General features: G+C 65.7%; 10 protein-coding genes. 8 read left to right on the top strand and 2 right to left on the bottom strand.

The window, feature by feature from the left end; all coding sequences use genetic code 11:
* From F6S12_RS26590 to F6S12_RS26555, 8 genes are all read left to right on the top strand, one after another.
* A partial coding sequence (locus F6S12_RS26590; protein ID WP_315869489.1) for an OB-fold nucleic acid binding domain-containing protein occupies nt 1–235 on the top strand: 235 nt, incomplete at its 5' end.
* 449 nt (nt 236–684) lie between these two features.
* Complete coding sequence (locus tag F6S12_RS26585) at nt 685–1,344, top strand: CsgG/HfaB family protein (RefSeq protein WP_187682891.1); 660 nt, start codon at nt 685–687, stop codon at nt 1,342–1,344.
* Nucleotides 1,345–1,373: 29 nt separating this feature from the next.
* Entirely contained in the window at nt 1,374–1,745 is a 372-nt protein-coding gene (locus F6S12_RS26580; protein ID WP_011061970.1) for a DUF4810 domain-containing protein, read from the top strand.
* Between the two features lie 5 nt (nt 1,746–1,750).
* Nucleotides 1,751–2,401 carry a DUF799 domain-containing protein gene (locus F6S12_RS26575; RefSeq protein ID WP_169893267.1) on the top strand — a complete coding sequence of 217 codons (651 nt, stop codon included), beginning with the start codon at nt 1,751–1,753 and terminating at the stop codon, nt 2,399–2,401.
* Nucleotides 2,402–2,650: 249 nt separating this feature from the next.
* Nucleotides 2,651–4,762 (top strand): PAS domain-containing sensor histidine kinase, encoded by a 2,112-nt coding sequence (locus tag F6S12_RS26570; RefSeq protein ID WP_174395667.1) that lies wholly within the window; start codon nt 2,651–2,653, stop codon nt 4,760–4,762.
* A 208-nt stretch (nt 4,763–4,970) separates the two neighbouring features.
* Nucleotides 4,971–5,237, top strand: coding sequence for a DUF1652 domain-containing protein (locus tag F6S12_RS26565; RefSeq protein WP_011061967.1), 267 nt, complete (start codon nt 4,971–4,973; stop codon nt 5,235–5,237).
* A 141-nt stretch (nt 5,238–5,378) separates the two neighbouring features.
* On the top strand, nt 5,379–8,045 hold the full coding sequence (locus F6S12_RS26560; RefSeq protein WP_011061966.1) for an ATP-binding cassette domain-containing protein: 2,667 nt from the start codon (nt 5,379–5,381) through the stop codon (nt 8,043–8,045).
* A 135-nt stretch (nt 8,046–8,180) separates the two neighbouring features.
* On the top strand, nt 8,181–8,414 hold the full coding sequence (locus F6S12_RS26555; RefSeq protein WP_015636110.1) for a DUF465 domain-containing protein: 234 nt from the start codon (nt 8,181–8,183) through the stop codon (nt 8,412–8,414).
* A gap of 130 nt (nt 8,415–8,544) precedes the next feature.
* Here F6S12_RS26555 and F6S12_RS26550 read toward each other — a convergent pair whose 3' ends face one another.
* Nucleotides 8,545–9,648 (bottom strand): SMP-30/gluconolactonase/LRE family protein, encoded by a 1,104-nt coding sequence (locus tag F6S12_RS26550; RefSeq protein ID WP_019094006.1) that lies wholly within the window; start codon nt 9,646–9,648, stop codon nt 8,545–8,547.
* 24 nt (nt 9,649–9,672) lie between these two features.
* Nucleotides 9,673–10,848 (bottom strand): SRPBCC family protein, encoded by a 1,176-nt coding sequence (locus F6S12_RS26545; protein ID WP_011061964.1) that lies wholly within the window; start codon nt 10,846–10,848, stop codon nt 9,673–9,675.
* Nucleotides 10,849–11,359: the final 511 nt, after the last annotated feature.

Raw genomic sequence — 11,359 nt, 5'->3', positions numbered from 1 at the left:
CACCGCCAGCGGGGTGACCTTCGTGACCCTGGAAGACGAGTTCGGCAACGTCAATGTGGTGGTCTGGCGCGACCTGGCCGAGCGCCAGCGCCGGGTGCTGGTGGGCGCGCAGTTGCTCAAGGTCGACGGCACCCTGGAAACCGAGGGCGAGGTGCGCCACCTGATTGCCGGGCGCCTGAGTGACCTGAGCCCGCTGCTGGATGGCATTCACGTACGCAGCCGCGACTTTCGCTGATGTAGCCGCTGCCGAGCCCGGGCGAGGCTGCGAAAAGGCCCGCAGGGCCTTGCTTGGCGGTCTCCCGCCGGAACCCCGGCGTCCTCAAGACCGTCGCGTCTGCTGCGTCGCAATGCCGTCCAAGCCGTTCGTCCGACCGCGGCCCGAGCCTGCGGCAGCGGCTACACGAAACGCGGATCGGCAGTGGCCTGCCGCTTTGCTATCCCCGAGTCTGTGGCAATGGTTACAGAATGACGCCAAGGTTTTTTATTCCTTTTCGCACTGATGGCGCTTTGGCATAATCGCCGCCGATGATGCCCCCTGCATCAAGTTTCAGAACGCTCGGCCGACGACTTTCGAGCCTGCACAGACTGGGGCCGCAGACGTGCGGCAGGGCGCAAGTGCATCTAGACAGTGCACCCAAATGGATACTCAAGAAGGAACATAGAGTGAGAGTGATCTCGAAGTTGATGTTGTCCGCTGTAGCACTGGCGGTGCTGGCGGGCATGAGCGGTTGCGCCACGGAAAGCTCCCGGGCCTTGCCGGTGGAGAAGGTCCAGAGCGCCAGCCAAGTATGGACCGGAGCCCGGGTGCCGATGGCCGTGGGTAAGTTCGACAACCGCTCCAGCTACATGCGCGGAATCTTCTCCGATGGCGTCGACCGCCTCGGCGGCCAGGCCAAGACCATCCTCATCACCCACCTGCAGCAGACCAACCGCTTCAGCGTGCTGGACCGCGACAACATGGGCGAGATCCAGCAGGAAGCGGCCATCAAGGGCCAGGTGCAGAAGCTCAAGGGCGCGGACTTCGTGGTCACCGGCGATGTCACCGAGTTCGGTCGCAAGGAAACCGGCGACCACCAGCTGTTCGGTATCCTCGGCCGCGGCAAGACCCAGGTGGCCTACGCCAAGGTGGCGTTGAACATCGTCAACATCAGCACCTCCGAAGTGGTCTATTCGACCCAGGGCGCTGGCGAGTACGCCTTGTCCAACCGTGAAGTGATCGGCTTCGGCGGTACCGCTGCCTACGATTCGACCCTCAACGGCAAGGTCCTCGACCTGGCCATGCGCGAGGCGGTCAACCGCATGGTCGAGGCCATCGACGCCGGCGCCTGGAAACCGGGCCGCTGATCACACAGCTGACAGGGAGAAGTGCAAGCATGTCGAAGACGATGATGGCGCGGCCAATGATGGCCGGCGCCTTGCTGGGCTGTGTGCTGCTGGCCGGTTGCAGCGGGCCGAAGACGCTGTACCAGTGGGAAACCTACCAGGCCCAGACCTACGAGTACTTCAAGGGCGAGGAGGCCCGGGAGGCCCAGGTCGAGGCCCTGGAGCGCGACCTGCAGAAGATCAAGTCCACCGGCAAGGCCGTGCCGCCGGGCTACCACGCCCACCTGGGTATGCTCTACGCGAGCCTGGGCAAGGATGACCAGATGGTGCAGCAGTTCAATACCGAGAAGGCGCTGTTCCCCGAATCCGCCTCGTACATGGACTTCCTGCTCAAGAACGCCAAGAAGGGAGCCGCCCAATGAGCCTGATGACCCTGCGCAACCTGCTGGGCCTGTTGGCCGTGAGCCTGCTGGTGGGCTGCGCCGCGCCCAGGAGCGTGGACTACTCGGCCTACAAGCAGGCCCGGCCGAAGTCGATCCTGGTGCTGCCGCCGCTCAATGAATCGCCGGACATCAAGGCCACCTACAGCATGCTGTCCCAGGTGACCTTTCCCCTGGCCGAAGCCGGTTACTACGTGATGCCGATCGCGGTGGTGGATGAAACCTTCCGCCACAACGGCCTGACCAACCCGGCGGACATCCACGGCCTGGCGCCGGCCAAGCTCAACGAGATCTTCGGTGCCGATGCCGGCCTGTACATCACGGTCAAGGAATACGGCACCAGCTACATGCTGATCAGCAGCGCCACCGTGGTCACCGCCAGCGCCACCCTGGTGGACCTGAAGACCGGCACCACGTTGTGGACCGGCAGCGCCCGCGCCTCCAGTGAGGAAGGCAACAACGGCAACAACGGTGGCCTGGTGGGCATGCTGATCACCGCTGCGGTGAAGCAGATCATCAACACCAGCACCGACGCCGGCCATCCGATTGCCGGCATCACCAGCCAGCGCCTGCTGTCGGCCGGGCAACGCACCGGCTTGCTGTACGGTCCGCGTTCGCCGAAATACGGCACCGACTGAGGGGCAGGGAGCGGGCAATCCGCTCTTTTTCAGGCGGCGCCTGTCGGCGTCCGCCTGGAACCCGGGCCATCGCCTATTCTGTTTTTTCAGTCGCGCGAAGGGCGTTGCCCGGCGGCATGGCCGACCAGTGGCGAAGCCGATCCAGGCCCTGGTGAAACCATCCGCGTGCACCGTGCTCAAAGGCTCTGGAGGCTGCGTTGCTGCCTCTTGAAAACCCACGCTGTGCCACGTTTTTCGTAGAGTCCGTTCATGCCGTTCTTATCTGATCATCACGGGTGCCAGGGGTGGAAGGGCGAGATGGCCGAGCGCATCCGTGCCTTCGACTGGTCCGCCACCAGCCTCGGGGCGTTGCAGCACTGGAGCCACAGCCTGTGCAGCACAGTGCAGCTGATGCTCGGCTCGCCGCTGCCGATGGTGATGCTCTGGGGCCCCCTGGGCTACATGATCTACAACGATGCCTATGCCGAGTTCGCCGGCGGCCGCCATCCCTACCTGCTGGGCTGCGCCGTGGAGATGGGCTGGCCGGAGGTTGCCGAGTTCAACCGCGGGGTGGTGAACACCTGCCTCAGCGGCGGCACCCTGTCCTATCACAACAAGGAACTGGTGCTGCTGCGCAACGGGGTGCCGGAAGACGTCTGGATGGACCTCTACTACAGCCCGGTGGCGGGGGACGACCAGGCTCCGGCCGGGGTCATCGCCATTGTCGTGGAAACCACCGCCCATGTGATTTCCGAGCGCCGCCGCCAGGCCGCGGAGGCCGCCTACCGGGCGGAGAACGAGCGCGTGCAGCTGGCGCTGAATGCCGGTGCGTTGCTGGGCTCCTTCGTCTGGGACGTCCAGGCCGACGTGCTGTCTTGCGACGAGCGATTTGCCCGGACCTTTTCCTACCCGGCGGACCAGCCCCTGGACAACCTGCCGATCGATATCACCGAAAGCCGCATCCACCCCGATGACCTGCCGCGCATCAAGGAACTGGCCCAGTACAGCGTGACCCAGGGCGGGCCCTACAACGCCGAATACCGGGTGCGCCGCGAGGACGGCAGCTACACCTGGGTGCTGGCCTGTGGCCGTTGCGAGTTCGACGAGTCGGGCCAGGCCTTGCGTTTCCCCGGGGTGCTGATCGATATCCAGGAGCGCAAGATCGCCGAGGAAGCCCTGCGCCAACTGACCCGCAACCTGGAGCAGCGGGTGCTGGAGGAGGTCAACGCGCGGCTCAGCGCCGAGGAGCAACTGCGCCAGGTGCAGAAACTCGAAGCCATTGGCGGCCTGACCGGCGGCGTGGCCCATGATTTCAACAACCTGCTGCAGGTGATCGCCGGCAACCTGCATCTGCTGTCCCGCCACGAAGCGGGCAACGCCAATGTGCAGCGGCGCACAGCCGCCGCGCTGACGGCGGTGGAGCGCGGCGCCAAGCTGTCGAACCAACTGCTGGCCTTTGCTCGGCGCCAGCCGCTGTCACCGGCCAGCTACAACCCGCGGCACCTGTACGAGGGCCTGGGGGAGTTGCTGCAGCGGGCCCTGGGCGAAACCATTTGCATCGATGTGCAATTGCCCGCCGAGCCCTGGTGCATCCATGTGGATCGCAACCAGTTGGAAAACGCCGTGCTCAACCTGGCGATCAATGCCCGGGATGCCCTGGGCGGCGAGGGGCGGATCCTCATCAGCGCCGAGAACCAGGTGCTGGATTCGCGCTTCTGCGCCGGCAAGGGCATCGCTGCCGGCGAGTACCTGTGCCTGAGTGTGGCTGACGATGGCCCGGGCATGCCCGCCGAGGTGCTCAAGCAGGCCTTCGAACCCTTCTTCACCACCAAGGCCGACGGTCATGGCACGGGCCTGGGCTTGAGCATGGTGTTCGGTTTCGTCAAGCAGAGCGGCGGCCATATCGAGATCTTCAGCAGCCCGGGGCAGGGCACCCGGGTGCAGATGTACTTTGCCCGCAGTGCCGAACCTTCGCTGCAGCAGGCGCCGCGCCCGGGTCAGCGGGCGGGCGGTGGCGAGGAAAGCATCCTGGTGGTGGAGGACAACGCCGAGGTGCGCAGCGCCGCGGTGGAAATGCTCGAACACGAGGGCTACCGGGTGCGCACCGCGAGCAATGGTGACGCTGCCATGCAACTGCTGCTGGACGGGCTCAAGGTCGATCTGATCTTCACCGACGTGGTGATGCCCGGTCTGATCAAGAGCACGGACCTGGCCACCTGGGCCAAGACCCAGGCACCGCCGATCGCGGTGCTGTTCACCTCGGGGCACACCCGCGACATGATTTCGCGCAACCACCAGCTCAGCCCCGACACCCACCTGCTGAGCAAGCCCTACGGGCCTGCAGACCTGAGCGCCATGGTGCGTTCGGTGCTGGAGGCCTGAGCGGCGCCTGGCGCCAAGTGTGAAGCAGCGCATAAAAATCCCCAGGGGGCGACGACAAACTGGCGTCAAACTTCTACGCTGCATGAAGTTGAATGAACTTGTACGTTTTTTCTGCTGACCAAGGACAGGGGCATCGACCGCCTGATCCCATAACAACAAACGTCGTCTTGCGCGGTTTTTCTTCTCAACCTTTTTTGGATGCTCCGCCGTGATCTCCACCCTTGAACTGCGCAGAATCGTTGAAACCAGCTTCCTGCCCCTGCATTGCCAGTGCACCGTCGGCCACGACGGGGCCATGACTGTGCGCATCTGCGACCCCGCCAGCGGGCGCGTCGACCTGTTGGTCACCGGCATCGCCACCCGCGGCCTGACCAGCTCCCGGGCGCTGTCGGAGCTGATTGCCGAGTTGCGCTACGACCTCCAGCACACCCGTCTGAGCACCGAGCAGCAAGCCCGCCGCCAGCACGGTCGCTGAAGCGCCAGGGAACATTGCGCCGGGGGCGAGGCTCGAACCCCGGGTACGCGCGTCGATCTTCCACGGGGCTTGCCTCGGGCCTCGGACCTTGTGTGATGATCGCGCTTCGACTGTTCGCGGTTCTCGACATAAGGCTGGTTCATGACTGCTTCCCGTAGCCCCTCCGATGCTTCCCAGGCGAGCCCTTCGTCCTTTCCAGCCAGCGGTTTTGTCCGGGTGCGCGGCGCCCGCGAGCACAACCTGAAGAATGTCGACGTGGACATTCCCCGGGATGCGCTGGTGGTGTTCAGTGGGGTGTCGGGCTCGGGCAAGTCGTCCCTGGCGTTCTCCACCCTGTATGCCGAGGCCCAGCGTCGCTACTTCGAATCGGTGGCGCCCTATGCCCGGCGCCTGATCGACCAGGTGGGGGTGCCGGATGTCGACCGCATCGACGGCCTGCCGCCGGCGGTGGCCCTGCAACAGCAGCGCGGCACTCCCAGCACGCGCTCTTCGGTGGGCAGCGTGACCACCTTGTCGAGCCTGGTGCGCATGCTCTATTCCCGGGCCGGTAGCTACCCGCCGGGGCAGCCGATGCTGTATGCCGAGGACTTTTCGCCGAACACGCCCCAGGGCGCCTGCCCGGAATGCCATGGCCTGGGGCGGGTCTATGAGGTCGACGAAGCGAGCATGGTTCCCGACCCTTCGCTGACCATCCGCCAGCGCGCCGTGGCCTCCTGGCCCCTGGCCTGGCAGGGACAGAACCTGCGGGACATCCTGGTGACCCTGGGCTACGACGTCGACATCCCCTGGCAGCAACTGCCGAAAAAGCAGCGTGACTGGATCCTCTTCACCGAAGAAACCCCCACAGTACCGGTGTACGCCGGGCTGACCCCGGAACAGACCCGCGAAGCCCTCAAGCGCAAACAGGAACCCAGCTACATGGGCACCTTCAGCGGCGCCCGGCGCTATGTGCTGCACACCTTCACCCACACCCAGAGCGCGCTGATGAAAAAGCGTGTGTCGCAATTCATGCGCGGCAGCCCGTGCCCGCTGTGCGAGGGCAAGCGGCTCAAGCGCGAGGCCCTGGCGGTGACCTTTGCCGGGCTGGATATCGGCGAGCTGGCGCGCCTGCCGCTGCTGCAACTGGCCGAGGTGCTGCGGCCGGTGGCGGCGGCAGATTACCTGGAGCAGGCGCCCGCCGATGATCCGGTGCTGAGCCACGCCCAGACCCGTGCCGCGCGTCAGCAGCGCCATGCCCAGGGCGCCCCGGAGCATCGTGGCGCGCCGGATGTGCGGCATACGCCGAACCTGTCCCTGGAAAAGCGCCTGGCCGCCCAGCGCATCGCCCAGGACCTGCTGGAGCGGGTCAGCACCCTGACCGACCTCGGGCTGGGCTACCTGGCCCTGGAGCGCAGCACGCCGAGCCTGTCTTCCGGTGAGTTGCAGCGCCTGCGCCTGGCGACCCAGCTGGGCTCGCAGCTGTTCGGGGTGATCTATGTGCTGGACGAGCCCTCGGCAGGCCTGCACCCGGCGGATGCCGAGGCACTGTTCGAGGCCTTGCAGCGGCTCAAGGCCGCCGGCAACTCGCTGTTCGTGGTGGAGCACGATGTGCAGACCATGCGCCGTGCCGACTGGCTGGTGGACGTGGGCCCGGCGGCGGGAGAGCGTGGTGGCCAGGTGCTGTACAGCGGCCCGCCGGCCGGCTTGGCCGAGGTGGCGCAGTCCCAGACCCGGGCCTACCTGTTTCCCGAGCAGGCCCCGGCCCGGCGTACCCCGCGCCCGCCCCGGGGCTGGCTGCGGCTGGAAGGTATCAGCCGCAACAACCTCAAGGAGCTGGACGCCGAGTTTCCCCTGGGCTGCTTTACCGCGGTGACCGGGGTTTCCGGTTCCGGCAAGTCGAGCCTGGTGAGCCAGGCCCTGCTGGAACTGGTGGGCGCGCACCTGGGCAAGGCTTCGGCCAGCGATGAGGCGCCGGAGCTGGACCTGGCGGACGACGCACCGGTCAGCAGCGGCGGGCGGGTGGTGGCCGGCATGGAGCAGATCAAGCGCCTGGTGCAGGTGGACCAGAAACCCATCGGTCGTACCCCGCGTTCCAATCTCGCGACCTACACCGGGCTGTTCGATCAGGTGCGCAAACTGTTCGCCGCCACCGACGAGGCCCGGGAGCGGGGCTTCGACGCCGGGCAGTTTTCCTTCAACGTGGCCAAGGGCCGTTGCCCGGCCTGCGAGGGCGAGGGCTTTGTCAGCGTCGAGCTGCTGTTCATGCCCAGCGTGTTCGCCCCGTGCCCGACCTGCCATGGCGCGCGCTACAACCCCCAGACCCTGGCCGTGACCTGGCAGGGCCTGAACATCGCCCAGGTGCTGCAATTGAGTGTCGAGCAGGCCTTGCCGGTGTTTTCCGAACAACCGGGCATCCGCCGTGCCCTGGAAGTGCTGCGCGACATCGGCCTGGATTACCTGCGCCTGGGCCAGCCGGCCACCGAGCTGTCCGGCGGTGAGGCGCAGCGCATCAAGCTGGCCACCGAGCTGCAGCGCACTGCCCGGGGCGCCACCCTGTACGTGCTGGACGAGCCCACCACCGGCCTGCACCCACGGGATGTGGACCGTCTGCTGGAGCAACTGGACAAACTGGTGGCGGCCGGGCACAGCCTGGTGGTGGTGGAGCACGAAATGCGCGTGGTGGCCCAGGCCGACTGGGTGATCGACATCGGCCCAGGTGCCGGCGACCAGGGCGGCACCCTGGTGGCCTGCGGCACCCCGCACCAGGTGGCAAAGCAGCGCACTAGCCGCACCGCGCCCTTTCTTGCCCAAGCGCTGGGCGGACGTTGATCCAGGGCAAAAGTGGCGACGAACGGTTACCGCTGGTCTGATTGGCGGTCGACAGACCCGGTCCGGCGAGGCCATTCTGATAACCGGCGGGGGCGTGATGACGCCCTTGCTGCCGATCAACCACGGAGGTGTTCCATGCCGGTGACCCACGACCTTTACCAGGACCTGAGCTGCAGTAAAGAAGACATTCAACAGCGTCGGGCCAGTGACCCCCACCTGAATGCGCTGTTCGACAAATACACCAGCATCGACGATCAGGTGCTCAAGGCCGAAGCTGCCGCTGCCGCAGACGACGAACTGAAGAAACTCAAGGAAAAACGCCTGCTGATCAAGGATGAGATCGCCGGGAAACTCACCGCCGGTTCCTGACCCCCCTGTAGCAAAGACGCTCGCAGTAGCAAGGCGCTTGTTGTGGCGAGGGAGCTTGCTCCCGCTGGGCGGCATAGCCGCCCAGACGCCCGCCGGGCTGTCCCCACCCCAAACTGCAACGCACCCAGCCTCAAGGCGCCAGCGCCTCCTTCAACGACAACCGGGCCATGTGCCTGGCCGTCAGCGACCCCAGGTACAAGGCATCGCCATATTCGCGCACCGTGGTGATCGGCGAGTAGTTGCCGCTGCTGCCATCCTGCAGGTTGGCGATCACCCGGCCCTGGGTATCCAGGCCCAGCACGAAGCCGCGTTTCTCCACCGGCTTGGGCAATACCGTCATCGCCCGCACCAGCATCTTGCGCACGAAGGGGTAGGGCGCGGTGGCGTCGAGCAACGGGTTGCGCGGTGCGTACAGGGCCACCCAGAAACGCCCGGCGCCATTGAAGCTCAGGTTGTCCGGCAGCCCCGGCAGGTTGTCGATGAACAGGTCGTGGCTGCCGGCCTTGTCACCCTTGAGCCAGTAGCGGCTGATGCGGTAGGCGCCGGTTTCATTGACCAGCACATAGGCCTCGTCCGGCCCCAGGGCAATGCCGTTGGCGAACTCCAGGCGGTCCAGCAGCACCTCGGTGGTGCCGCTCTGGAAGTCGTAGCGCAGCAGGCGGCCATCGGCGCCGTGCTCGATCACCGCTTCGCCGTCATGGCCATAGCCCCAGCGGCTGGTGGCGTCGCTGAAGTAGGCGTAGCGCCCCGCGGCATCGACCGCCACATCGTCGGTAAAGCCGAACTTCAGGCCCTTGGCCTCGGTGCTCAGGGTCTGCAACTGGCCCTGGCTGTCCAGGGCCAGCAGGCCCTTGATGGCATCGGCGATGATCAGGCGCCCGTCCGGGTGCCGGGCCAGGCCCAGGGGCCGGCCGCCTGTATTGACCAGCACCTTGAGCGCACTGCCGTCGAGGCTGGTCTGGATCACCCGGCCGTCATGCAGGCCGCTGAGCAGTTGTTCGTGTTCCAGCAGCAGGGCTTCGGGGCCGTCGATGTCCCGGGCGCCCACCGGCTGCACGGCCTTGAGCTTCTGGTTCTCGGCAAACGGCCCCTGGCTCAGGGACGGCGCCGGCGCCGGGTTCCAGGCCACCGGCTGGACCCTGGTCGGCATCAGCAGCAGGAAGGCCAGGACGGCCAGCAGCACCAGCAGGACAATCCGCAGGCCGCTGAAGCGGCGGGGGGCAATCTGATTCATGCAATGACTCCTGTCGGGGCGGCCTCAGGACGGGCGGCCGGGGGCCTCGGTGGCGGGCAGCGGGATAGCTTGCTGGGCCATCTCGCACAATGCCAGCAATGAGGCGGCGGATTCCCGTTCTATCCGTCGCTTGAATAACAGCTGATTGCCCAGGCGCATCAGCAGGTTGTCAAAGCCGTACTCCAGGGTCCGTACGAAGCGCGTGTGCTGCGCCCCCAGGGGCTGGCATTCGTAGGTCACCTGCAGGTGCAGGCCGTGATCGCCCCGGGCGCTGGCACGCCAGCGGTGCCCGGGCAGGTACTCCTCGACCGTCCAGCTCAGGTGGCCGCTGCGCCCGCCGGCATGGATGTCTTCCTCGAAGCCTTGCCCGGCGAACAGCGGGCCTTCGTCGCCCTCGACCTTGAGCGAGGAGGGGTGCCACTGTGGCCAGAGCCGCGAGCTGGCGGCATAGGCCAGGGTGCTGGCGGCGCTGCGGGGGATGTCGACCTGGTGCTGCATGCGGGTCATGGGCGTGGCCTCGTCAGGGGTGGAAGTGACGGCTGGCGGCTCTTGCGGTTGCCAGTGCAGGGTACCGAACAGCCAGTCCATCAGCGGCAGGACAATATTGAAGTTGCGCTCCTGCATCAGCTCGCGGCGGTGATGCAGTTCGTGCAGGCGGCGCATCTGCCGCACCCAGGGCAGGCGCGCCAGGGGGTGATTGGCGGGCAGGTGCTCGCAGGCATGGAACACCTCGTAGGCCAGGTAGCCGAGCAGGGTGCAACTGGCGAACAGCGCCGCCACGTTGCCATTCCACAGGCGCAGCAGCGCCCACAGGGGCAGGGCGAAGAGCAGGCTGTGCACCACGATCAGCCAGGCCGGAAACAGAATCACCCGCCAGTCCCGGTAGCCTTCATAAGCCATCAGCCCGGGGGCGAAGAAGCTGTGGTGGTCGCCGGTATGGCGGGCATAGAACATCCGCGCGAAGCGCTGCTTGTGATGCCCCAGCCAGCGGTGCACCACGTAGATGCACAGGTTGAAGAACAGCAGCGCCAGCGGCACCGCCAGCCATTCCAGGGGCTGCACCTGGCTCAGGGTGCTGCATAGCAGGCCGATGCACAGCAGGCCATAGGCCAGGACAAAGCCGCCATGCAGCCAGGGGTTGTAGCGCGGACTGACTGCCGCTCGGTATTGCTGACGAAAGTGCTGGGTGGTTTCTCGCACGGCCCGATTCCCGTTGTTGTTTTTATGGGCAGCAGCGTAGCCGGCGGGTAATTATCCAGCCAATGGATAGTGGGAATGAGGATTATTCATCAGGCTGAAAATGCCTGGATAAAGCCCAGGGAAACGACAGCGAGGCGAATGAAAGATTGACGCCAGAATAGTGGCTATTTAGTATTTTGATATTGAATTGATATCATTTCTGCTCGCACTCTGCTTCTTTCTGGTTCCGTTTTGCCTGTCAGGCATCGAGGGGCTGCCAGTTCGACCCTGCTTGCCGAAATCAATTTTTCCTCGCCATGGGCCTTCAGGATGAAGGCTCCAGGGGCTTGTGCTCCTGCATTGCTAAGAGACTGACATGGACGTTCGCCACTTCACCTTCCTGGCCCAGCAACCCTCTGCTGTCCTGCAATCCCGTGATTCGTTCTGCGGCTTGTCCAAGCGCAGCCTGGCGTTCGTCCTGGCCAACATGATGTTCTGGCAGCCCGTGGTGGCGATGGCCGACGGCATCGTA

The sequence above is a fragment of the Pseudomonas sp. JV245A genome, from assembly GCF_032424515.1.
GTDB lineage: Bacteria > Pseudomonadota > Gammaproteobacteria > Pseudomonadales > Pseudomonadaceae > Aquipseudomonas > Aquipseudomonas protegens.
Note: the sequence above shows the minus strand (reverse complement) of the source record. Positions and strands in the feature narration are given on the sequence as shown.

Bases quoted from the DNA above. Each gene is read 5' to 3' on its own strand.
- F6S12_RS26560 (WP_011061966.1), top strand. From the start codon at position 5,379: ATGACTGCTTCCCGTAGCCCCTCCGATGCTTCCCAGGCGAGCCCTTCG.
- F6S12_RS26585 (WP_187682891.1), top strand. From the start codon at position 685: ATGTTGTCCGCTGTAGCACTGGCGGTGCTGGCGGGCATGAGCGGTTGC.
- F6S12_RS26555 (WP_015636110.1), top strand. From the start codon at position 8,181: ATGCCGGTGACCCACGACCTTTACCAGGACCTGAGCTGCAGTAAAGAA.
- F6S12_RS26580 (WP_011061970.1), top strand. From the start codon at position 1,374: ATGTCGAAGACGATGATGGCGCGGCCAATGATGGCCGGCGCCTTGCTG.
- F6S12_RS26570 (WP_174395667.1), top strand. From the start codon at position 2,651: ATGCCGTTCTTATCTGATCATCACGGGTGCCAGGGGTGGAAGGGCGAG.
- F6S12_RS26550 (WP_019094006.1), bottom strand. From the start codon at position 9,648: ATGAATCAGATTGCCCCCCGCCGCTTCAGCGGCCTGCGGATTGTCCTG.
- F6S12_RS26575 (WP_169893267.1), top strand. From the start codon at position 1,751: ATGACCCTGCGCAACCTGCTGGGCCTGTTGGCCGTGAGCCTGCTGGTG.